Source organism: Chromatocurvus halotolerans (genome assembly GCF_004340525.1).
In the GTDB taxonomy this organism is placed as follows: Bacteria; Pseudomonadota; Gammaproteobacteria; order Pseudomonadales; family Halieaceae; genus Chromatocurvus; species Chromatocurvus halotolerans.
The window spans coordinates 34900-58273 of sequence record NZ_SLWX01000008.1 but is presented as its reverse complement, the minus strand read 5'-3'; the positions used below and the strand labels follow the sequence as shown (position 1 = coordinate 58273).

General features: G+C 64.4%; 20 protein-coding genes. 11 read left to right on the top strand and 9 right to left on the bottom strand.

Annotated features, from left to right (window positions below; translation table 11 throughout):
• Window positions 1–34 precede the first annotated feature (34 nt).
• From EV688_RS10465 to EV688_RS10455, 3 genes are all read right to left on the bottom strand, one after another.
• Window positions 35–1471, bottom strand: a complete 1437-nt coding sequence (locus EV688_RS10465; RefSeq protein ID WP_117318044.1) for an aromatic amino acid hydroxylase — start codon at window positions 1469–1471, stop codon at window positions 35–37.
• 32 nt (window positions 1472–1503) lie between these two features.
• Window positions 1504–2562: a 4-hydroxyphenylpyruvate dioxygenase gene (gene hppD / locus EV688_RS10460; protein WP_117318046.1), complete on the bottom strand. Its 1059-nt coding sequence runs from the start codon at window positions 2560–2562 to the stop codon at window positions 1504–1506.
• A 149-nt stretch (window positions 2563–2711) separates the two neighbouring features.
• Entirely contained in the window at window positions 2712–3170 is a 459-nt protein-coding gene (locus tag EV688_RS10455) for an Lrp/AsnC family transcriptional regulator (RefSeq protein ID WP_117318048.1), read from the bottom strand.
• A 97-nt stretch (window positions 3171–3267) separates the two neighbouring features.
• Between EV688_RS10455 and EV688_RS10450 the strand changes: the two genes are divergently transcribed.
• The 5 genes from EV688_RS10450 (at window position 3268) to ltaE (ending at window position 8170) form a co-directional block, all read left to right on the top strand.
• Window positions 3268–4677: a M20/M25/M40 family metallo-hydrolase gene (locus EV688_RS10450; protein ID WP_117318050.1), complete on the top strand. Its 1410-nt coding sequence runs from the start codon at window positions 3268–3270 to the stop codon at window positions 4675–4677.
• Between the two features lie 87 nt (window positions 4678–4764).
• Window positions 4765–5328, top strand: coding sequence for an acyl carrier protein phosphodiesterase (locus EV688_RS10445; RefSeq protein ID WP_162883918.1), 564 nt, complete (start codon window positions 4765–4767; stop codon window positions 5326–5328).
• 60 nt (window positions 5329–5388) lie between these two features.
• Window positions 5389–6366 (top strand): ABC transporter ATP-binding protein, encoded by a 978-nt coding sequence (locus EV688_RS10440; RefSeq protein WP_117318054.1) that lies wholly within the window; start codon window positions 5389–5391, stop codon window positions 6364–6366.
• Complete coding sequence (locus tag EV688_RS10435) at window positions 6363–7124, top strand: ABC transporter permease (protein WP_117318056.1); 762 nt, start codon at window positions 6363–6365, stop codon at window positions 7122–7124. Before EV688_RS10440 ends, EV688_RS10435 begins: the two co-directional genes overlap by 4 nt.
• 38 nt (window positions 7125–7162) lie before the next feature.
• The gene (gene ltaE / locus EV688_RS10430) at window positions 7163–8170 is read left to right on the top strand and encodes a low-specificity L-threonine aldolase (RefSeq protein WP_117318058.1); all 1008 of its coding nucleotides are present in this window, start codon (window positions 7163–7165) and stop codon (window positions 8168–8170) included.
• Window positions 8171–8221: 51 nt separating this feature from the next.
• Here ltaE and EV688_RS10425 read toward each other — a convergent pair whose 3' ends face one another.
• Window positions 8222–9661, bottom strand: a complete 1440-nt coding sequence (locus EV688_RS10425) for a sodium/proline symporter (protein ID WP_117318060.1) — start codon at window positions 9659–9661, stop codon at window positions 8222–8224.
• 146 nt (window positions 9662–9807) lie between these two features.
• On the opposite strand from EV688_RS10425, the gene EV688_RS10420 reads away from it, so the two are divergent.
• Together EV688_RS10420 and EV688_RS10415 are read left to right on the top strand one after the other, a co-directional pair.
• Window positions 9808–11283 carry an alpha/beta hydrolase gene (locus EV688_RS10420; protein WP_117318061.1) on the top strand — a complete coding sequence of 492 codons (1476 nt, stop codon included), beginning with the start codon at window positions 9808–9810 and terminating at the stop codon, window positions 11281–11283.
• Window positions 11284–11387: 104 nt separating this feature from the next.
• Entirely contained in the window at window positions 11388–12959 is a 1572-nt protein-coding gene (locus EV688_RS10415) for a sodium:solute symporter (protein WP_205686639.1), read from the top strand.
• A 26-nt stretch (window positions 12960–12985) separates the two neighbouring features.
• Here the strand turns inward: EV688_RS10415 and EV688_RS10410 are convergent, their stop codons facing one another.
• Complete coding sequence (locus EV688_RS10410; protein WP_117318065.1) at window positions 12986–14164, bottom strand: mechanosensitive ion channel family protein; 1179 nt, start codon at window positions 14162–14164, stop codon at window positions 12986–12988.
• A 112-nt stretch (window positions 14165–14276) separates the two neighbouring features.
• Here EV688_RS10410 and EV688_RS10405 point away from each other — a divergent pair, with 112 nt between their 5' ends.
• The 3 genes from EV688_RS10405 to EV688_RS10395 all read left to right on the top strand — a co-directional run bounded on the left by EV688_RS10405 (window position 14277) and on the right by EV688_RS10395 (window position 16750).
• Window positions 14277–14669, top strand: coding sequence for a hypothetical protein (locus tag EV688_RS10405; protein WP_117318067.1), 393 nt, complete (start codon window positions 14277–14279; stop codon window positions 14667–14669).
• Complete coding sequence (locus EV688_RS10400) at window positions 14662–15816, top strand: phospholipase A (protein WP_131917628.1); 1155 nt, start codon at window positions 14662–14664, stop codon at window positions 15814–15816. Before EV688_RS10405 ends, EV688_RS10400 begins: the two co-directional genes overlap by 8 nt.
• 85 nt (window positions 15817–15901) lie before the next feature.
• Entirely contained in the window at window positions 15902–16750 is an 849-nt protein-coding gene (locus EV688_RS10395; protein WP_117318071.1) for a 2OG-Fe(II) oxygenase family protein, read from the top strand.
• A 27-nt stretch (window positions 16751–16777) separates the two neighbouring features.
• Here the strand turns inward: EV688_RS10395 and EV688_RS10390 are convergent, their stop codons facing one another.
• Genes EV688_RS10390 through EV688_RS10380 form a run of 3 tightly spaced genes read right to left on the bottom strand, consistent with a single transcriptional unit; the run spans window position 16778 to window position 19691 of the window.
• Window positions 16778–17767, bottom strand: a complete 990-nt coding sequence (locus EV688_RS10390; RefSeq protein WP_117318073.1) for a nucleoside hydrolase — start codon at window positions 17765–17767, stop codon at window positions 16778–16780.
• The gene (locus tag EV688_RS10385) at window positions 17764–18780 is read right to left on the bottom strand and encodes an endonuclease/exonuclease/phosphatase family protein (RefSeq protein WP_131917626.1); all 1017 of its coding nucleotides are present in this window, start codon (window positions 18778–18780) and stop codon (window positions 17764–17766) included. Before EV688_RS10385 ends, EV688_RS10390 begins: the two co-directional genes overlap by 4 nt.
• A 29-nt stretch (window positions 18781–18809) precedes the next feature.
• Window positions 18810–19691, bottom strand: a complete 882-nt coding sequence (locus EV688_RS10380) for a sterol desaturase family protein (protein WP_117318077.1) — start codon at window positions 19689–19691, stop codon at window positions 18810–18812.
• A 122-nt stretch (window positions 19692–19813) separates the two neighbouring features.
• On the opposite strand from EV688_RS10380, the gene glgB reads away from it, so the two are divergent.
• Window positions 19814–21769, top strand: a complete 1956-nt coding sequence (glgB, locus tag EV688_RS10375; protein ID WP_117318079.1) for a 1,4-alpha-glucan branching protein GlgB — start codon at window positions 19814–19816, stop codon at window positions 21767–21769.
• Here the strand turns inward: glgB and malQ are convergent.
• Window positions 21749–23326, bottom strand: a complete 1578-nt coding sequence (malQ, locus tag EV688_RS10370) for a 4-alpha-glucanotransferase (protein WP_162883919.1) — start codon at window positions 23324–23326, stop codon at window positions 21749–21751. The genes glgB and malQ overlap by 21 nt on opposite strands.
• Window positions 23327–23374 lie beyond the last annotated feature (48 nt).

Here is a 23374-nt window from a genome sequence, read left to right as displayed (position 1 = left end):
CACGAATCATGCCTCTATGCGGTGTAGTGGCCCGCTAGTAGAGCCGGAACGCCTCGCGATCCGCCGTGCCGCCAAACACCGATGTCACCCGCGCGCCCACGATCATGTCGTAGGGACCCCATGCGGGTTCGAACAGCACGCGATCGTCCAGGGTGGTGACGCGGCAGTCGTCGAACTGCAGCAGCAGGTTGCGGTGCTCCATGCGCAGGATGTGGCGCAGAATGCCGCTGACAGTGATCCCCGACAGAAACTCCAGCGTGACGCGCTCACCCAGTCGGATATCGTGGGCCTTCAGCTCATCCACACTGTAATCGGAGAGGCAGCGGCTGAAATCCTTGAGGTAACCCACGGGCCCACCGATGCCCTCGGGGTGCCTTTCAGTGCCGTGGCCATAGAGTTCGCTGCCGCGCCAGGCGATCTGCCCCGGACCCCGGGTCTGCAGGTAGCTGACGTTATCCACCGCATCGCAGATCATGTCGACAAAGCGTCCGCTGATCTGCACGCCGGAGTCGAGCTCCGCCGTGCACACGGTGCCGGCCTCGATGGCCTGGCGCACCGAGGCAGCACCGCCGCGGCGGAAGGCCATGCCCGCGGCGAATTCCTCCAGCACCTGGGACAGGTGGCGGCAGCTGCGCGTGACGAAGAGCTGCGGCTGCTCGCGGGTGATATCGTAGTTCCACTTGATGGCATCCACGGTGAGTGGGATCTTGCGCACCCGACTGTCGTCCAGGCAGCGCTGGCTTTCGCCGAGTGAGGACAGCAGACCGGCGCCGAAAATCCGGTAGTCGTCCAGGGTTCCCACCAGCCCGTATTCCACGGTCCACCAGTGCAGGCGCGCCAGCAGCGCCGCTTCCGAGGGCGGCGCATCACTTTCCGTGAGCGCGGTCAGGCTCGCCTCGGCTTCGGCCACCGCATCGGCCGGCGCATTGCGCGAGGCCTTCAGGTCGGACAGCGTGCGCACCGCGTTGTAGACCTCGAAGTCGTGCTGGTTGGCGATGGCGCGCATGCCGACCTCACCGAAACGCTGCAGGAATTCGGCGTAGTCCACATCGACAATAAAGGGAGCGTGACCTGCCGCCTCATGCAGGATATCCGGCGCCGGCGTGTACTCCGTGTGTTCCTCATCGCGCATCTCCAGCGCAATCACCAGCACCCGGCGCGCCTGGAATTCCATGAAGATGGCCGGCGGAATAAAGCCGTCCACCACGATCGCGCTCCAGCCCAGCTGCGCCAGGCTCTGGTTCATGTCGTCGATCGAGGGGATGTGCCGCAGGGATACCCCGGTGCGCTGTAGCCCCTCCAGATACACCGGATGCGCGGTGCGTGCCAGGCTGCGCGTCAGCCGTCGCATGAGAAAGCGCCACAGCGCGTGATCGCGCCGGGTGTACTGCGTGGCGTGGTCCTGCACCCGGGCAAAGGGCTGCAGGTGGCCCGGGAGGCTCGCAATAATGTCCCGCTGGGTAAGGCTCATTGCCGTGTCCCACTCTCTCGCATGACGCCGGCTCAGATCACGCCCCGGCGTTCCTGCTCCAGCTCGATGGACTCGAACAGGGCCTGGAAGTTGCCTTCGCCGAAGCCGTCGTTGCCCTTGCGCTGGATGAATTCGAAGAAGATCGGACCGATGACCGTGGTCGAGAAGATCTGCAGCAGATAGCCGCCGCCCTGCTTCTCGCCGCCGTCGATCAGGATCTGTCGCTGGCGCAGCGCCTCGACGTCTTCCCCGTGCCCGGGCAGGCGTTCGTCGATAAGGTCGAAGTAGGCATCCGGTGTCTCCTGCAGGGTCAGGCCGCGCTCGGTGAGCGCATCCACCGAGGCATAGATGTCCTCGCAGCCCAGCGCGATGTGCTGGATGCCCTCGCCGTTGTAGGCGTCGAGATACTCGGCAATCTGGCTCTTGTCGTCGGAGGATTCATTGATCGGTATGCGGATCTTGCCGCAGGGACTGGTGAGCGCACGGCTCTGCAGGCCGGTCTTCTTGCCCTCGATGTTGAAGAAGCGGATCTCGCGGAAGTTGAACAGCTTTTCGTAGAAACCGGCCCATTTGTCCATGTTGCCGCGCTGCACGTTGTGGGTCAGGTGGTCGATGTAGGTCAGGCCGGTGGTCGCGCTGGCGTTGTCTTCGGTCTGCGGGATGGGCTCGAAGTCAACATCGTAGATAGTGCGATCGCCGTAGCGATCCACGAGATACAGGCGGCTGCCACCGATGCCCTCGATCGCCGGAATATTCAGCTCCATGGGACCTACAGGCTCGCGGATAACGGTGGCGCCGAGTTCTTCCGCACGCTTCAGCGCCGCACGGGCATCCTTCACCCGAAACGCCATGGCACAGGCGCAGGGACCGTGTTCACGGGCGAAGGCCTGGGCAAAGCTGTCCGGCTCGGCATTGACGATGAAATTGATATCGCCCTGCCGGTGCAGCGTCACGTTCTTGGTGCGGTGGTGCGCCACGGCGGGGAAGCCCATGCGCGTGAACAGATCACGCAGCAGCTCGGGATCGGGTGCGGCGTACTCGACGAATTCAAAGCCGTCGGTTCCCATCGGGTTTTCCATCTGATCCACCATTGCCTGTCTCCTTACCCTATGAAAACACTATGGTATTCCCGAAGCTGCGGGGAATGCTGCCAGAATCGGGGCTTCGACGCGAGTTTTTGAAACACGCTTTCAGATAACGACATAAAAGTGGCAGGATATTCCGAAAAATCGCACTTCCGTCAGAGTTCGATCCGCGTCGTCCGCTTCACCGTGCGCAGGGTGAAACTCGAGGCGGCGGCATCCACCAGCGGGCTGTTGAGCAGCTTCTGCGTGAGGAAGCGCTCGTAGTCCTCAACATCCCGCACCATGACCAGCAGCGTGTAGTCGTGGTTGCCGGACACCGCGTAGCAGGCCATGACCTCCGGTGCCTGGCGGACCATGTCCTCAAAGTCCACCCGGGAGGTGTCGTTGTGGTGGGCCAGCTTGACGTTGCAGATCACGCTGACGCGGATGCCGAGGCTGGCGGGCGACAGCAGCACCACCCGGCCCTCGATCACACCGCCCTCCTCCAGCGCCTGGATGCGGCGCCATACCGAGGAACTGGAGCTGCCGACGCGCTCGGCAATGGCCTGGTGCGTGAGCTGGCTGTCGCCCTGGAGCAGGTTGAGAATGGCGCGGTCGGTGCGGTCGAGCTTCATCGGGCTTCCTTTTGTCCCTTTGGGGTCAGGTCCGATACCGACCTGACCCTGGAGACATGGGCTATACTGCCGCCATCACAAGTCACGGGAGACTCACATGTCAAGAATAAAGCGACTCATGGCCATGTGCCTGATCGCCGGACTCAGCGCCGCGCCCGCGCTGCAGGCTGACGACACCATCCGCTCGGAGCACGCGCAGAAAACCCTCGAGATCTACCGCACCATTGTTGAAGTGGACACCTCCAAGCGCATGGGGAATACCACGAAAGTGGCCACCTACCTCGCCGGCGAGCTCGTCGCCGCCGGTTTCCCTCCCGAGGATATCGAGGTGCCGATGACCGGCGAATTCGCCTCACTGGTCGCGCGCTACCGCGGCAACGGCTCCACCGACAAAAAACCCATTCTGTTCCTCGGCCACATGGACGTTGTCGAAGCCCTGGCAGACGACTGGGAGCGCCCACCGTTCCAGCTCACCGAGGACGGGACCAACTTCTATGCCCGCGGCACGATCGACAACAAGTTCGGCGTATCGCAGCTCACGTCCACCTTCATCCGCCTGAAAAAAGAGGGCTTTGTGCCCGATCGCGACCTCTACCTGGTGTTTTCCGGTGACGAGGAGAGCGGCATGAGCACCACCCGTATGCTGGCCTACGAGCGCCCGGACCTTGCGGAGGCGGAATACGCGCTCAACTCTGATGCTGGCGGCGGCGTGCTGGACGCGGAGGGCAACGCCGTGGCCTATCGCATACAGGCGGCGGAGAAGACCTACGCCACCTGGGAAATGACCGTGCGCAATCCCGGCGGACACAGCTCCCGGCCGCGGCAGGACAATGCCATTTACGATCTCGCCGACGCGATCAAGGCGGTACAGGCCTACCAGTTTCCGGTGCAGTGGAGTGAAATGACGCTGGAGTACTTCCAGCACACCGGTGAACAGCTTGGCGGCGAGCTGGGCGATGCCATGGTCGCCTTCGCCTACGACCCGCAGGACGAGGCCGCTGCGGCGCGGCTGGCGCAGGAGCCTTCCTATGTCGGTACCACCCGCACCACCTGCGTCGTGACCATGCTGCAGGCGGGCCACGCCGAAAACGCCCTGCCCCAGTCTGCTACCGCCACCGTCAACTGCCGCATTTTTCCAGGTGTTGGCGTCGCTGCCGTCGAGGACACGCTGCGCGAGGTTGTCGACAACGAGGCGGTGGAGTTAACGATGCTGGCGGATCCCACCGAAAGCCCCATGTCCGAGCTGCGCAGCGACGTGGTTGCCGCCGTCGGCAAGGCGGTGCACAGGCGCTATCCCGACGTGAAGCTCATTGCCTACATGGAGTCTGGCGGCACCGACGGCATGCATTTTCGCAATGCAGGCATCCCGACCTGGGCAGTCAGCGGTGTGTTCATGAACCCGGACGAAATGTTTGCCCACGGGCTGAACGAGCGCGTACCGATCAAGGCCTTCTACGACGGGCTCGACCACTGGAGCGTGATCATCCGCGAACTCACCACGCCCTGATGAGGGTGGATGACAGCAACATCAACCCGCTCTCCCTGCTCTGGTCTGCGGCGGAAAACCGGACAGCGCCCGGTCTGCGGGGCTGAGGTGAATCATCTAGCACACGCGCTGCTGGCGGACCCGCAGCCGCCACAGCGCCTGGGTAACCTGTTTGGCGACGCGGTTCGCGGCCCGCTTTCCCGTGTCGACCTGCCCGCCGGCGTGCTGGAGGGCGTACGCCGGCACCGGCAGATTGATGCCATGACAGACAGGCACCCGGCATCGATTCGCCTGCGCGAGCGCTTTCCCCGAGCGCTGCGACGCTACGCCGGTATCGTGCTTGACGTTGCCTTCGACCACTACCTCATTCGCCGGTGGCCGCTATTCTGTGATGTGGACCGGGAGTCGTTTACCCTTGAGGTCTACGACGTCATGCACCAGAATCCGGCGCTGCTGCCCGAACCCGTCCGGCTCGCGGCCCCGCGAATGATAGCGCGGGACTTTCTCAATCGCTGCGAGACGATGGACGGCGTCATGTCCGTGCTTGCCTCTATCGATGCGCGACTGTCGCAGGGCTTCGATGTTGCCGCGGCGGGACGCACCCTGGAGGTGCACGACGGGGCGCTGGAGTACGGCTTCACAGAGGTATTCAGCGACCTGCAGCGGCCCTAGGAGGCAGGTGCCAACGGGACCCGGGCCGACAACGAAAACGACAGTCAACAAGGAGCACACGTGCCAGGCGAAATTTCCATCAGGCATCTCGAAAAGGTTTACGACGATGGATTTCGCGCCCTCAGCGATATCAATCTGGAGATACAGCGCGGCGAGATCTTTGCCCTGCTCGGTCCCAACGGTGCCGGCAAGACCACGCTGATCAGCATTGTCTGCGGCCTGGTGAATGCCTCCGGCGGTGAGGTGATGGTCGCCGGGCACGACATTATCCGTGACTATCGCGGGGCCAGAGAGAGCATCGGCCTGGTGCCCCAGGAACTGAGCACGGATGCCTTCGAATCGGTGTGGGGCGCGGTATCTTTCAGCCGCGGTCTGTTCGGCAAATCCCCCGACCCGGCGCACATCGAGAAAGTGCTGCGCGAACTGTCCCTGTGGGACAAGCGCAACAACCGCCTCATGTCCTTGTCCGGCGGCATGAAGCGCCGGGTGATGATTGCCAAGGCACTGTCCCACGAACCGCGCGTGCTGTTCCTCGACGAACCCACCGCCGGTGTCGACGTGGAGCTGCGGCGCGACATGTGGGCGATGGTCCGCGGCCTGCGTGAAAGTGGCGTCACCATCATTCTTACCACCCACTACATTGAAGAAGCCGAGGAAATGGCGGACCGCATCGGCGTCATCCGCAACGGCGAGATTATCCTGGTCGAGGACAAGGCGCAGCTGATGGCCAAGCTGGGCAGCAAGGAACTGCGCCTGCACCTGCAGCACCCGCTGGATGCCATCCCCGACGCTCTGAACGGCGAGCCGGTGTCTCTCGAGGCAGACGGCTACGATCTTATCTACACCTTTGATGCCCAGCGCGAGCAGGCCGGCGTCGCCAGGCTGCTGCGGCTTCTCGGCGAAAAGGGCATTGAATTTCGCGACCTGCAGACCCGCGAGAGCTCGCTCGAGGAGATCTTCGTGGGCCTGGTCAACCGGCCATCCGCCGGCGTCGACGCGGCCACCACCGCCAGCCCCTCCGGAGTCAACGAACGATGAATCTGCACGGCATCCGCGCAATCTATAAATTCGAAATGGCGCGCATGCGGCGCACCCTGATGCAGAGCGTGGCGTCGCCGGTCATCTCCACCACGCTGTATTTTGTGGTGTTCGGCGCCGCCATCGGCAGCCGCATGGGCGACATCGACGGCATCAGCTACGGCGCCTTCATCATTCCAGGTCTGCTGATGCTGTCACTGCTGACCCAGAGCATCTCCAATGCGTCCTTTGGCATCTACATGCCGAAATTCTCCGGCACCATCTACGAAGTGCTGTCAGCGCCGGTCTCCTATCTCGAGATCGTGCTTGGCTACGTGGGGGCCGCCGCCACAAAGTCAGTGATTCTCGGTCTCATCATACTGGTCACGGCGCGTTTTTTCGTGGACTATCAGGTGCTGCATCCCTTCTGGATGCTCGCGTTCCTGGTGCTCACCGCGGTGACCTTCAGCCTCTTTGGATTCATTATCGGTATCTGGGCTGACGGTTTCGAGCAGCTACAGGTCGTGCCGCTGATGGTGATAACGCCGCTGGTGTTTCTCGGCGGCACGTTCTACTCCATCGACATGCTGCCGGAGGTCTGGCAGACCGTGGCGCTGTTCAACCCGGTGGTCTACCTGATCAGCGGCTTTCGCTGGGCGTTTTACGGCGTGTCCGACGTGCACATCGGTATCAGCGTCGGGATGACGCTGGTCTTTCTGTTCGCCTGCATGTTCACCATCAGCTGGATTTTCCGCACCGGTTACCGGCTGCGCCCCTGAAGCCGGCAGACACCGCGAATTCCTCGGCGAGGCCCCCCATGATCGATCTGCGCAGCGATACCGTCACCCGTCCCAGCGCCGCCATGCTCGCCGCAATGACCGAAGCCCCGCTGGGCGATGACGTCTGGGGCGATGACCCTACGGTCAATGCCTTTCAGGAGCGGCTGGCCGCGCATACCGGCAAGGAAGCGGCGCTACTCTTCCCCACCGGTACGCAGAGCAATCTTGTCGCGCTGATGGCGCACTGTGAGCGCGGGGACGAATACATTGTCGGGCAGTCCGCACACACCTACCGCTACGAGGGGGGCGGTGCCGCGGTGCTCGGCAGCGTACAGCCGCAGCCCATCGAGAACGCGGCGGACGGCAGCCTGCCCCTTGAGCGTATCAGTGCCGCCATCAAGGCCGATGACTTTCATTTTGCACGCAGCCGGCTGCTGGCCCTGGAGAACACGATTGGCGGCAAGGTTCTGCCCGCCGATTATGTTCACAAGGCGACGGAACTGGCCCGTGAACGCGGGCTGTCGACGCACCTGGATGGCGCGCGGCTGTTCAATGCTGCGGTCGCCAGTGGCGTCTCTGCGGAATACCTGTGTCAACCCTTCGACAGTGTCTCGCTGTGCTTCTCCAAGGGCCTCGGTGCGCCGATGGGGTCCGCGCTGGTGGGCTCCCGGGCACTGATCGACCGGGCTCGGCGCTGGCGCAAGGTGGTGGGTGGCGGCATGCGCCAGTCCGGCCTCATTGCCGCCGCGTGTCACTACGCGCTCGATCATCACGTCGCAGATCTCGCTGAAGATCATCGCCGGGCGGCGCGCCTGGCGGAGGGGCTTGCCGGCCTGCCCGGCACCGACATCTGCTCGCAGTCGACCAACATGGTCTTTGCACGCTTCCCCCCGTCCCATCTCTCCGCGCTGGAGGCGTCACTGAGAGCCTCGGGCGTGCTGGCGCAGATACTGCCCACCAGCCGCTTCGTCCTGCACCGGGATATCTCGGATGCGGATATCGGGACCGCAGTGGCGGCATTCGCTGCCTATTTCGATCGTCAGTGAGGCGCAGACCGGGCGTCTGAATGTCAGCGCCCCTTGCAACAGATCACAGGGCTACGGCCGCGATGAGGCAGCACGGCGCCCGGACTCAAAGCGGCTGCCCACAACGTACACCAGACCGCCGGCAAGAATACCGGGCAGGATCTCGTACACCGTATCGACAATGCGCGTGTCCACCCACTGATAGGCAAACACCGTGGCGGGACCGGCGATGATCATCGCCAGCGCCAGCCTCTGGGACGGCCGCCTGTCCAGCGTGTAGGCGAGCAACAGCGGGGCGAACGCGGCGCCCAGGCCAGACCAGGCATACAGCACGAGGATGAACACGCTCTCATCTGACACCAGGGCAATGACCAGCGCCAGTACGATCATGCCCAGAGTCACCAGCCGGGTCAGGCCAAAGCTCTGCCAGCGCTCTGGCAGCAGGTCCTGGCTGATGGCTGCCGAACAGCTCAGGATCAGGGAATCCGCGGTGGAGATGGTCGCCGCGAAGAGGCCCGCCAGCACCAGGCCAGCCAGCAGGTCCGGCAGGAGCTGGGCTGCGAGGGTCGGCAGCGCCAGCTCGGTGTCCTCGGCAACGTCGAAGGCAGCGATCTCCGGAAGGATGAGGCGCGACAGCAGGCCGACCACCAGCGCCAGTGTGTAGAAGCTGACATACCAGGTGTAGTAATAGGCCCGGGCGCGCTGCATGCTGTCTTCGCTGTCCAGCGACATGAAGCGCACCATGACGTGTGGCTGGCCGATCACCCCGAAGCCGGCAAACATCCAGCCAATGACGAACAGCGCAGGCCCGGCTGCACCAAAAGCGAGATCTTCCGGGAACAGCGTCATGAAGGACTCGGAGACGCCGTTGAGCGCCTCCCAGCTCCCCGCAACGCCGCCGAAACGACCGAGCGTTATCCACACCATGATCAGCATGCCTGCGAGCATCACCATGGACTGGGCGGCATCGGTCCAGACCGAAGCGCGTAATCCCCCGGAAAAGCAGTAGAACAGAACCATCCCGGCGCCCAGCATGACGCCGAGGCGTTGCTCCCAGCCAAACAGCACATGCAGCGCCTTGCTGCCGGCGCTGAACTGGGCCGCCGCGTAAATGCCGAGAAAAACGACCGCGAGCAAGGCAGCCAGAATCCGCACGGCCCGATCGTTCTGCCCGTACCAGTTGCCGAGCAGGGACGGATAGGTGAGTGAGTCGAATTTTTCCGTCGCACGGCGCAGGCGCCTGTGCACCAGCAGCGAGATCAGAAAATCACCCAGGATCCAGCCGACCATCAACCACAGGGCCGCGAGACCTGTAGTGTAGGTGAAACCGATCATGCCGATGAACATGTAGCCGCTGTTGTTGGTGGCTACCGCCGACAGCCCCGCCAGTGAGGGCGGCAGCGAGCGCCCGGCAAGCAGATAGTCGCTGCTCTTCTTGCGGCGCAGCAGCACGGAAGAAAACCCCACCAGTAGAAACGCCAGCATGAAAAATAGGAAGCTTCCCTGTAGCACGTCACCTCCGCGGCTCTTTATGCCTCTCACACCCTACACGTTTTCGCCCGACGAGAAAAAACGGGAGGACTCTGCCAGGGCCCGGGCAGACCTGCGATACTTGACCGATGCCCGATACCGGCCTTCTCGCTGACGGATAACACGCGATGGTTTCAAGACAGCTGACAGTCTTTCTTGCCGGCCTGATTCTGGTCGCCTTTGCCCTGTGGCAGCTTGAGCAGGCGCGCAGCGGCGTCAGCACCCGCGACATGGACATCGGCGCCACCCCCGCGACGCTCTACTGGGACGGCAACGCCGCGCCCTCGCCGGTAGTCGTCGTCAGCCACGGCTTTGCCGGTTCCCGCCAGCTCATGCAGGCGTTCTCGCTGCATCTGGCGCGTGCGGGCTACCGCGTGCTCGCCTTTGACGCGCTCGGGCATGGCCGCAACCCCATGCCCATGTCCGGTGACGTCACCGCGATCGATGGCACGACGGCGCTGCTGGTCGCCGAGACGCGGCGCGTGATCGCGGCCGCGCGGCAGATTGCTGGCGCCAGCGGGGACGTCGCCGTGCTCGGCCATTCAATGGCCAGCGACATTGTCATTCGCGCGGCGCTGGCGGAGCCCGATGTCGACAACGTCATCGCCATTTCCATGTTTTCCGAGGCGGTAACGCCGCAGGCGCCGGCGCGACTGCTGGTCGTGAGCGGAGAATGGGAGGCTCGCCTGCGCACGGTGGCGCTATCCGCCCTGCAGCAGGTCGACCCGGAGGCCGACGAGGGTGACACCGCCACGTCCGGCGACGTGCAGCGCCGGGCAACGGTCAGTCCGGCGGTAGAGCACGTGGGCGTGCTGTTCAGCGCGCACAGCCTGCGCGAGTCGCTGGACTGGCTGAACCGCGGATTCCAGCGCAGCGAGGTACCGTCAGTCGAGCCCACCGGCGGCTGGATCCTCGCCCTGCTGATCGGCATCGTGCTGACGTTCCGGCCGCTGACCGCGCGCCTGCCCCAGCGGCCTGCAGCAGAACCACCGACCACGAAACGCCTGCTGCTGGCCATCGGGCTGCCCATGCTGCTGGCGCCGGCGATAGGCGTTCTCGTCTTCCGGCCATTCCTGCCCGTGCTGGTCGCGGATTATCTGCTGCTGCATTTTGCGCTGTATGCGGGGATTCAGCTGGCGGTACTCGGGCGCTGGCCCGTGCAGCGCGGCGAGCTGTCGTGGACCGGCCTGGCGCTGCTGCTGACCTGGGGTCTGCTGTTTATCGGCGTGGCCCTCGATCGCTATGCCGCCAGCTTTCTCCCTACCGGTGAGCGCCTGCTGGTCATCGCGGCGCTGTCACTGGCGACAGTCCCGTTCATGCTGGCAGACAGCCAGGTAAGCGGCGCCGGCGCCGGTCGCTGGTGGCAGCGTCTCGTCGCGCGCCTGGCCATCCTCGTCTCGCTCGCGATTGCCGCCGTGATCAAGCCCGAGGAACTGGGGTTCGTCCTGCTCGTGTTCCCGGTGATTCTGCTGTTCTTCCTGGTGCACGGCACGCTGGGGCGGGCGCTGGCCCAGCGTACCGGCACAGCGGCCAGCGGCATCGGTCTGGGACTCATCCTGGCCTGGGCACTGGGCGTCAGCTTTCCGTTTTTCGCCGCGGGCTAGCTCCGGCCCGGGGGTAGACAAGTCCGGCGGAAACGGCGATTCTCCGGCTCTGACACCAGAACGGGCACTGCAGCGGGAGGTACGCAGGCATCTTCGGCCTCGAGGTGAACATCAGCGGCATCGACCTTGCGATCATCGCCGCTTATTTTATCGCGGTGGCCGTGATTGGCGTTGTGGTTGCGCGTCGCACCCGCAGCGGCGACGACCTGTTCCTCGCCGGACGCCGGCTGACCTGGGGCGCCATCGGCCTCTCCCTGTTTGCCTCCAACATCTCGAGCTCCACACTGGTGGGACTCACCGGCGACGCCTACCGCGTCGGTCTTGCGCCGTCAGCCTACGAGTGGATGGCGGGGCTGCTGCTGATCGTCGGCGCGTTTACGTTTTTTCCCTTCTTTCTGCGCAGCCGGATCTCGACCATCCCCGAATTTCTCGAGAAACGCTTCGATGCGCGGCTGCGCCGCTATTTTTCCGCGATCACCATCTTCCTCGCCGTGGTGGTGGATACCGCGGCAGGCCTGTACGCGGGCTCACTCGTCGCCCAGGTGTTCATCCCCGACCTCAATCTGTCTGTGTTCATTGTCACCCTGGCGATTGTCGGCGGACTCTATACCGCCGCCGGGGGCCTCGCGGCCGTGGTCTACACCGATGTGCTGCAGGCCATCATCCTGATCGCGGGCACCAGCGCCATTGCAATTCTGACCTTCGGCCAGTTCGACTTCTCCTGGAGCGCGGCCACGCAGGCGCTGCCGGACGGCCACCTGTCGATCGTGCGCCCCGCCGATGACCCGGTGCTGCCCTGGCCCGGCCTGCTCATCGGTGTGCCGATCCTGGGCTTTTACTACTGGATCATGAACCAGTACATCGTGCAGCGGGTGCTCGGCGCGCGGAACATCACCGAGGCCCGCCGCGGTGCCATTCTCGCTGGCCTTCTGAAGCTCACGCCGCTGTTCATCATGATGCTGCCAGGTGCCTTCGCCGTTTCGCTATTGCCGGGCCTCGATTCGCCGGACAAGGTATTTCCGACGCTGATCCAGGAGTTCCTGCCGGTGGGGCTTACCGGGATTGTGCTGGCCGGATTGCTGTCAGCGATTCTGTCCAGCGTCGACTCGGCACTTAACTCTGCCTCGACGCTGCTGGTGCTGGACTTCATCGAGCCGCTTCGCGGAGAGAAACTGACGCCGCGGCAGGGTCGGCGCTACGGCACGCTGGCAACGCTGGGCTTCATGCTGGTAGCCGCGGTGTGGGCGCCGCTGATACAGCATTTTCCGGGGCTCTTTTCCTATATACAGGCCATGTTCGCGTATATCGTCTCGCCGGTGGTCGGCATCTTCCTGGTAGGGTTTTTCTGGGCCCGCGGCAATGCCCAGGGCGCATTCCTGGCACTGGTGAGCGGACACGGGGTTGCCGCGCTGATTTTTGCCCTGGTGCAGTCCGATATCATCGAGCTGCATTTTCTGTACGTCTCCGGTTTGCTGTTTGCCCTTAGCGCCGTGCTCTGTGTCCTGTGCAGTCAGCGCTTTGGCGATGCCCCCACTGACGCGCAGACCCGCGACCTGACCTTCTCCCAGCGGGACCTGACCCCCGAGGAGACGCCCGCGGCCTGGTATGCGGATCCGCGCTTCCAGGCCGCAGCGGTGGTAGCATTGACGCTGCTGACGGTGATCGTCTTCCGCTAGTGGGCAACGCCTGGCGTACTGGCTTTTCAGCGTACCGGGGTCGCAGCGACGCCGCCGGCAGGCGTCGCCCCGTCGTCCTGACCCGGCGACAGGGGAAACACCTCAGCCACTTCCCCGGTGTTTTCCAGGTACAGCGAGCGACTGGGGAAGGCGAAGCCAGTGCCGGCAGCCTCGACAATCTCCTTGATGCGGCAGGCCAGACGCTCCTTGATTTCCAGCCATTCACCCCAGACCGTGGTGTGCGTGAAACAGTAGAGCAGGATATCGATCGAGCTGTCATTGAAGGAATCGATGCGCACAAACGTCGCAACCTCGTCGGGCCGGGCGAATTCGTCGCTTTCCAGAATATAGCGCTCTATGCCATCGCGGATCTCACGCAGCTGCTCAAGCGTCGTGCGGTACTCCACCCCGAGCATCCAGCGGATGCGGCGATGGCTCATACGGGAAAAGTTGGTGACAGCGTTGTCCGCGAGCCGCGCGTTCGGCACGTAGACCGGTGCGCGGTCGAAGCGGCGGATCGTGGTGGTGCGAAAACCGATCTGCAGCACTGTTCCCTCGACGACACCATCCACCTGAATCCAGTCGCCGGTCTCAAAGCGCCGTTCGCCAAGCACAAACAGGCCCGCAATCAGGTTCTTGAACAGGTCCTGGGCGCCGAGGGCAACGGCAACACCAAACAGGCCAAAGCCTGCAATAATCGGCGCAACGGCGACGCCCCACAGCTCCAGTATGGTCGCCGCACCCATGGTCACGAACACCAGCCTTGCAAACTTCACCAGCCACTCACCCATGGCCTCGGTCAGCAGGCGACTCGAGCGCGTCAGCGCATTCCCAACCGGAGTACTGATGCAGAAAAACGCCCAGAACAGCGTAAACGCCACCAGCGAGCGATTGATGTTGTACACGAACGCTTCCGCACTGTCGCTCAGATGCATCACACGGCTGGCCAGGAAAATGCCTAGCAACACGGGTACGAAACGCAGCGGCTCGCGCAGTGCCTGTATCACGCTGTTATCAAGAGAGGTCGCCGAGCGATGACTCAGCCTTGTGAGTGCCCCCAGCACATAACGCGTGAACAGCGACCGGACCATGAGGGAGAACAGGATAATGACCAGCGCGGCCAGTATCTGCGGCAGGTTGATGCCATAGACACCCTGATTCCACACTTCCCGCACCAGATCCCAGAACTCCAGCAGAGACGCCATGCTCCATTCCACTGTGCAAACCTCCTGAAAAAAAACCTCTATACTACCAGTGCGATCTGCGGCATTCAGCGTTCCGTCGCAGGTGCCATCAGTGCGCAGGAGGAGACCACCCGTGAAAACCCGTTTACCGATCTTTGCGCTGACTGCACTGGCGCTGGTATGGAGCGGCACTGCGAGCGCACAGCAGGACAGTGCCATAGACCGCATCCCGCAGCCGGAGCCGTCAGAAACCCGCACCTGCCTGCCGATTTCGCAGATTCGCAGAATCCAGACCGTCGATGACCAGACCCTGCTGTTCCACATGCGCGGCAGCAGGAAATACGTCAATCACCTGCCTCGCGCCTGCCATGGCCTAAAGCGCAACAGCTTTATTCACCGAACACCGGTGAACAGCTACTGCAGCATGGATATCATTACGGTGGTGGACATGTTCACCGGCATGCAGTTCGGGTCCTGCCCATTGGGAAAATTCGAGGAAGTGATGGACGCATCGATCCTTGAATAGGTCGTTTGCAGGTCGCGACAGGTCAAACGGATGCCGCAGGCCCGAACCGTCGATTTCGGCCCTGTTCGTAGCGACCGCTACCCGGACACTTCTCGCCTGCGCCAGTGTCTGCTGGAGTGGCGCCGCTGCGCTGGCCAGCGAGACCGCGATTCAGGCCTGCGCCGCCATGGCCGACAACGCCACGCGCCTGGCCTGCTTTGACGCGCTCGCAGCAAGCCTCAACGCCAACCACACCAACGGCGTCGTGCCTGTCACCGCCGTCCGCGGCGACCGCAACCCGACAGACATGGGCGACACTGCGGGCAGCGATGGCAGCGTGCGCAATGGCACGGAGACCCCCCCTGCGCAGCCGGGACTGGCGCGTCAGCGAATGAACGTGCAGTCAGCCATCGCAGATCTGCCCTGGGCCGTTCTGCCCTACCACCGCAATTACCTGCTGCCGGTGACCTGGAACAACAGCCTCAACCGCGAGCCCTGGCAGAACCTGTTCCCCGGTGAGGGACTGCAGCAGGAAGAGGCCAAATTCCAGATCAGTTTCAAGGCACTGGCGGTGCGCGATATCCTCGGCGAAGGCACCCATCTGTGGGCCGCCTATACGCAGGAAAGCTGGTGGCAGGTCTACAACAGCGATCTGTCATCGCCGTTCCGGGAAACCAATTACCAGCCTGAAATCATGTTCACCGTGGACAATGACAAGAGCGCCTTCGGCTTCACCAACACACAGCTCGGACTCAGCTTCAACCATCAGTCCAACGGCCGCAGCCAGATCCTGTCGCGCAGCTGGAACCGGGTGATCGCCAGCGCCGATTTCGAGCGCGACGCAGCGCTGGTGCGGCTGCGCGCCTGGTATCGGGTGCCGGAAAGCCGCGAGAAAGACGACAATCCGGCCATCTGGAACACCATGGGCTACGGCGATATCACGCTTGCCTGGCGCAATGACCAGCATGAGTTTTCCGTGCTGGCGCGCAACAATCTGCGCGGCGGCGACGACAGCAAGGGTGCCATACAGCTGGACTGGAGCTTCCCCATCAGCCGCCGCTTCCGCGGCTACGTGCAGTACTTCAACGGCTATGGCGAGAGCCTCATCGACTACGACGCCCGCTCACACCGGCTGGGCATCGGGATCACGCTGACCGACCTGCTTTGACTTGCACCCCGCGACCGTAGCGGCGATCATTGCGCGCTCGGATCCCACCCCGGCCACCCGTCCCGTTGACCGGAGGCACACAGGCTTGAACGTCCAGACTATCGACTATCGCTCCGCCACAGCCGGCGGGCAGCTGGTGCAGTCACTGCGCGATACCGGCTTCGCGGTTCTCAGCCACCACCCGCTGCCCGACGATCTGCTGCAGCGCCTGTACCGACAGTGGTCGGCATTTTTCCGCAGCGAGGACAAGCACCGCTACCTGATGCGCCCCACCCGGCACTCGGACAACACCGTCGGCTTTGTCCCCGCGGATGTGTCGGAAACCGCGGTCGGACACCCGCTGCGGGATCTCAAGGAGTTTTATCACGTTTTCCCGGAAGAGCTGCTGCCGCCCGCCCTGGCGCCAGACACCCTCGACTACCTCGACCGGGCCTTCGCGCTTGGCGTGGAGATGCTCGACTGGCTGCAGGCAAACGCCCCGACAGCGGTGCTGGCGGCACTGCCCGACCGGCTCAGCTCGCTGTTGTCGAAGGAGGTCAGTCTGCTGCGCGTGCTGCACTACCCGCCTCTCGTCGGCCCGGACACAAGCGTGGCAGTGCGCGCCGCCGCCCATGAGGACATCAATCTGCTGACCCTGCTCCCGGTGGCCGAACAGCCCGGGCTGCAGGTACGTGACCGCCGGGGACGCTGGCTCGACGTCAATGGCAACCGGGGAGAGCTGATCATCAATGCCGGGGATATGCTGTGCGAGGCTACCGATGGCTACTTCCCCTCCACCACCCATCGCGTGGTGAACCCGTCCGCTGCTGCCGATAACGTCTCGCGCTATGCCATTCCGTATTTCATGGCGCCGCGGCTGGATACGGTACTGTCTGATCGCTACACGGCGGGCAGCTATCTGAGCGAACGACTGCAGGCACTGAACCGGCAGTGAGGTGCCGAGGGGCGTCGCGGAAAGGCGTTATCGGCCGCCGCCTTTCCCGGCCAGGGCCAGCGTTTCCAGATACAGCTGTCGCACCGCGTCGGCATCGACATCCACACAGATCTGCAGGGGTGGCGCCTCACGCCAGGCATCCGACACGTAGTCCGCGCCGGGCTCCCCGGCCACTGTCTGACCGATAGCAATACCCCCGATTGCCACGCGCACGACCCGCGACCGGGTGCGGTACAGGGAGGGCGCCAGCAGACAGGCCACGGCGCTCGAGTCGTGGATCGGGCAGTCCCGGGAACCGTCGCTCTGCTCGTAGAAATCGAAATAGAGGCGCGTGGTGCGATAAATGAACTCACCGGCATCGCCGGCACGCTCGCGCAGCTGGCGGATAAACGACTCATCCATGCGCGTCTTCGCGGTGACATCAAGCCCCACCAGCGTCAGCGGCATGCCGCTGACAAACACCGCATCTGCGGCGGCCGGGTCGCCCGCGATATTCGCCTCGGCAACCGGCGACACATTACCGCCCTGACCGTCCACGCCGAACACCCCGCCCATCACCACAACCTCCCGGAGCAGCTGTGGAAGCCTGGGGCACAGCGCCAGAGCAGCGGCGATGTTGGTCAATCGGCCGACCGCAACGAGGGATAGCTCACCGGGGTGGGCCATGGCCAGCGCGACAATCGCCTCGGCCGCCGGCAGCGGATCCTCGCGCAACGCGGGTTCATCGAAAGCCAGGTCACCCAGGCCGTTGCGTCCGTGCACAAAGTCCGGGTAGCCCTCGCCCAGGGCCGGACCGGATGCCCGGGCGGCGCCCCGATGCACGGGCGCTGCAATACCGAAGCGCTCCTTCACATGCAGCGCATTCCGGGTTGTGTCGTCGATACTGGCGTTACCCGCCACGCTGGTGATGGCCACCAGTTCCACATCGGGGCTGTAGTGCAGGAACAGCAGGGCCATGGCATCGTCGATGCCGATGTCGGTATCGAAAATCACGCGCTTGCGCGCTGGCGTGCTCATGTTCGCGAGACTCCGCTGTCCGGTGGCAGGGTGTGCAGGTCGCAGACCACGGCCGTGTGATCGAGATAGACAAGATCGCTCACCGGCGATGTCTGCGGCGTGCGTCCGGCGTACCAGCAATCGCCCGCTATGCCGGCGGCGAGAACGTGGTCAATGTTGAGGAAAGACAGAAAGGTCGGACGCACGAACAGGCCGACATCCGTCATGAAGCGGTAATGCCCCGGTGGCCGCGCGGACTGTCGCAGCGCCCTCCCGGCGGGGTCCAGCCAGGTCACGCGGCCGGGATCGGTATTGAAATCCCCCAGCACCACGCCGAATCCCGGTGAGGCGCCACCCTCGCCAAAAATCGCCTCGACCTGTCCGAGCCGGCAGCGGGTGTCCGCCCGCGCCAGCCCCGAAGTCCCGTGGACATGAACCACGCGCAGCACCCCCCCATCCACCAGCCGCACCGTGGCCGCCGCCACCCGGTTACCGGCACCGCAGCCGTCATCGTCCAGTCCCTGCAGGCCGCGCAGGCAGAAAGCCTCATCGCAGCCCGCAATATGGCCAAGCCGCCGGTGAACCGCCAGGCACTTGTCCGGCTTGCCCGGGTGACAGGCCACCTGGTAAGCCTCGCCCAGAATGCGCTGCACCACCGTGGGATCGCCCGGCTGCCAGGTCTCACACACGAAGCCATCGCGCGCGGATGACGGAATGTCAGCGCAATGCTCGCTGTGGAACACCTCCTGCAAGCCCACGATATCGGCGTCCACCGCATCGAGGAAACGTCGCACATCGCGCACCACCGCCGGCCATGCCAGGCCGTTGCCATACCAGCGATCCGCCAACGCCGCCTGTGCAGGGCCGTAGCCCGCGTTGGCATCGCTCAGCCTGTCCACGGATTTTCCCGCGCCCGCGTTCAGCGTCACTACCCGCAGCGCATCGAGGCGCGGGCTTCCCTCCGGCGCCGACACCGCCGGGGGCATCGACTGACAGGCGACCAGGAGTAGCGGCAGCAGCAACAGTAAACCCATTGACAGCCAGGGATGTGACGCCGACACCATCAGCCACTGGCCCGCTGGCTTTCCGCGTCAGCGGCAGGCCGCCAGCCGGGTGGACCGAACACACAGGCACAGCGCTCGCGCCAGCCGCCAGCGCCACGAAAATCCCGGGCAATGGCGCGGTACTCGTGGCTCAGCACCGTCCAGGGGTTGTCCGAGTTCAGATTCCGGGTCAGGCCGTAGCGCACCGGATCGTCATCGCGCTCCGCGCTGAAGGTGCCGAACAGCCGGTCCCAGATGATCAGCACGCCGCCGTGATTGCGGTCGATGTAGCGCGGGTTGGACCCGTGGTGCACGCGGTGGTGCGACGGCGTGTTGAAGACCGCCTCGACCCAGGGGTGCAACCGGCCCACGCTGCGGGTATGAATCCAGAACTGGTAGAACAGGTTGAGACCGATCATGGTAATGATCATGGCCGCGTCAAACCCCAGCAGCGGCAGCCACAGCCAGAACAGGAACTTGTGCAGGCGCTCGCCAACCCCCTGGCGCAGGGCGGTGCCGAAGTTCAGGTAGCGCGACGAGTGGTGATTGACATGGCCGGCCCACAGCAGGCGCACGCTGTGGTTGCTGCGATGAAACCAGTAATAGCTGAAATCGTCGAGGAAGAACAGCAGCAGCCAGGCCCACCACTGCCTCTGCACCACATCGCGCAGCGGGCTGAGTTCGTGCAGCTGGATGATCAGCCACAGCGCCAGCAGCCGTGGCAGGAACTCCACCAGCGCCGAGGCCAGGAGCATGCTGAGCGACGTCAGCGTATCGCGAAACCGGTAGTAATCCAGCGCGTGACGTCGCGAGTGCCAGGCCTCGAGCAGAATCGCCGCCAGATACAGCGGCAACGCGAGGGCGCTGAGGTCATCCTGCAGAATGTCGATGATATCTTGCATGCCTGGCGTTATCCTGGCCTGTTGTTCTGCGGGATTCTAGCGCATCTGGCACCTCGGGCGTGGGTCCAGCATACTGCCCCGAGCGCACTCCGCCAGCATACGACGACACGGACAGGCAGCTCATGCACGACACAGACAGCCCGGACCCCGGCCAGAGCGACCCTCATTCCCTCGGCGAACTCGACGAGTACCTGCTTGGCGAGGGAACTCACCGGCGACTGTGGAAGGTGCTTGGCGCCCACCTCGCCAGCCGGGAAGGCGTGTCCGGCGTACGCTTTGCGGTCTGGGCGCCGAACGCCCGGCGCGTGTCCGTCGTCGCCGATGTCAACCGCTGGGATCCCGCGGCACATCCCCTGGAGCCACGGGGCAGCACGGGAATCTGGATCGGCTTCGTCGCCGGCATGGGCGAAGGCGACGCCTATCTGTATGACATACTCGGCGCAGACGGCAGTCATCGGCGAAAGGCGGACCCGGTCGGTTTCGGCGCGCAGCATCCACCACAGATCGCCTCGGTGGTGCGCGACATCCGCGGCTATGGCTGGCGCGATGACGCCTGGCTGCAGCAGCGCGCGAAGAGCAACGCCCGCCGTGCGCCGATCAGCATCTACGAGGTGCACCTGGGCTCCTGGCGCCGCCGCGTACAGGAAGACCATCGCATGCTGTCCTATCGCGAGGCAGCGCGCGAGCTGATCGACTACGTGGCGGATATGGGCTTTACCCACATCGAGCTCATGCCCGTCTCGGAGCATCCCTTTGACGGCTCCTGGGGCTACCAGCCCGTGGGGCTCTTTGCACCGACCATTCGCCACGGCCCGCCACACGAATTCCGCGATCTGATAGATGCGGCCCATGCCAGGCATATCGGCGTGCTTCTGGACTGGGTGCCGGGGCACTTTCCCACCGACGCCCATGGCCTCGGGCACTTCGATGGCACGGCGCTCTACGAACACGCAGACCCCCGGGAGGGCTTTCACCAGGACTGGAATACGCTGATCTATAATTTCGGCCGGCGCGAGGTGGGCAATTTCCTGATCGCCAATGCCCTTTACTGGCTGGAGGAGTACCACCTGGACGGCCTGCGCGTGGATGCGGTGGCTTCCATGCTCTACCGCGACTATTCACGGGCTGCGGGCGAGTGGATACCCAACGTGCACGGTGGACGCGAGAACCTCGAGGCCATCGACCTGCTGCAGCGCATGAACAGCGTTGTTTACGCCGAGGCGCCGGGAATCCTCACGGCCGCCGAGGAAAGCACCAGCTTTCCGGGGGTATCAGGGCCGGTCCACGATGGCGGGCTGGGCTTTGGCTACAAATGGAACCTGGGCTGGATGAATGACACCCTGGATTATATGGGTCGCGAGCCCGTGCACCGCCGGCACCACCACCACCAGCTGACCTTCGGCCTGCACTACGCGTTCTCGGAGAACTTCATCCTGCCCATCAGTCACGACGAGGTGGTGCACGGCAAGGGCTCCATGCTCACGCGCATGCCCGGCGACCGCTGGCAGCAGTTCGCCAACCTGCGCGCCTACTACGGCTTCATGTGGGGACACCCGGGCAAGAAGCTGCTGTTCATGGGCTGTGAATTCGCCCAGATCCGGGAATGGCGTCAGTCCGGGCAGCTCGACTGGGAACTGCTGGACCAGCCGGAGCATGCCGGCGTACAGCGCCTGGTGCGCGATCTCAACACGCTGTACCGCGGGAACCCGGCACTGCATCGTCACGACTGTGAGTCGCAGGGTTTCCACTGGCTGGAGGCGAACGACGCCGCGCACAGCATCTACGCCTGGCTGCGACGGGGCGACGACGGTGACCCGCCGGTGGTGGTGATCTGCAACTTTACCCCCGTGCCGCGCCCCGGCTGGCGCTGTCCGCTGCCGGCCGCGGGGAGGTGGACGGAGCTGCTGAATACGGACGCGGCGATATACGGTGGCAGCAACACCGGCAACCTCGGGTCCGTGGAGGCGGACGCCGGTCCCTGGCACGGGCAGCCGGCATCGGCGCAGGTGAACCTGCCGCCGCTGGCTACGGTGTTCCTTGGCGTTGCCCCTCTGGGGTCAGGTCCGCATCCGACCTGACCCCAGGAGTCGACCGGACTCCCGGGCCAGGTCGCCAAGCGCCGTCAGGGTGAGTGCCCCCCACTGTGCGCGGGTGAGCTGCCAGCACCAGTTCCCCGCGTGCCGACCGGGCGTGTTCATGCGCGCGTACCCGGGCAGCGCCAGCAGATCCTGGGCGGTCACAATGGCGATTCGTGCCGGCGACGACATGAGCAGCGCCACCAGCCGCGGCACCAGTTCTTCATCCTCGCCGCTGCAGTCGATATAGCGACAGAAACGCGCCCTGGTTGCGTCGTCCGCCTCGTGCTGCAGCCAGCCGAGCACAGTGTCGTTATCGTGCGTGCCGAGATAGGCGATGGCGTTCACGGGATGGTTTTCCGGGAGGTAGGGGTTATGGGGGTTGTCCTCGCCGAAGGCAAACTGCAGCACCACCATGCCGGGAAAGCCGTAGTGGTCCCGGAGTGCGGTCACATCCGGGGTGATGGTGCCGAGATCCTCTGCCACCACCGGAAACGGATCCAGTTCCCGCATCAGCGTGTCGAAAAAATCGTGACTCGGGACATCGCGCCATTCGCCATGGACGGCAGACCCGGCATCGGCGGGCACTGCCCAGTACTGAGCCAGACCGCGGAAGTGATCGATGCGCACCACGTCAAAGCGCCGCAGGAGCGCCGCCATCCGCTCCCGCCACCAGCGATAGCCCGATGCGCGCAAGGCGTTCCAGTCATACAGCGGGTTGTTCCACAGCTGTCCATTGGCGCTGAAATAATCCGGAGGTACGCCCGACACCGCCAGCGGCCGGCGCTGCGCGTCGAGCTGGAACAGCGAGGGATGGGCCCAGACGTCCACACTGTCGAAGCTGACATAGATCGGCGTGTCACCGAACAGGCACACACCGTGGGCTGCAGCATGCGCGCGCAGGGCTTCCCACTGCCAGAAAAAGAAGAACTGCCAGCGCTTCTCCCGGTCGACCTGGGAAGCCAGTCGCCGCCGTGCCGACGCCAGTGCCTGCGGGTCACGATCGCGCAGTGCCGGGGGCCAGTCACTCCAGACCCCGGGATACTCTGTCTTGATTGCGCAGAACAGAGCGTGATCATCCAGCCAGTAAGCCTCGCGCGCGCAGAAGTCGCGAAAGCCGGGGGATTCGCCGCCCTCGCCAAAACGCTGCTGCGCCCGCTCCAGCAGCGGATACTTGCTGCTGCGCGCGCGATCAAAATCGGTGCGCCCGGTGTCGGACGCCACGGGCTCGATCACTTCATCGGCAGACAGCAGTCCGGCGTCGACCAGAGCGGCCAGGTCCACCAGCAGCGGATTCCCGGCCATGGAACTGACGCTGTAATACGGTGAATCCCCGGCGATGGCCTCGACCGGATTGAGCGGCAGCACCTGCCAGTAGCGCTGTCCCGCCCGCTGCAGACGCCGCACGAAGTCGTAGGCACAGGCACCGAGGTCTCCTGTCCCCCACGCCGAAGGCAGCGACGTGATGTGCAGGAGTACGCCGCTGGCGCGCTCTGCCAGAGGCTCCGCTGCAGAGCCCGCGTCCGCGGTGGACTCCCCCTGTATCGATTCAGTCTGCATAATGGTCCTGCGCAATCTGTTGGGCCGTCTACGGCAGCAAAACGTGAG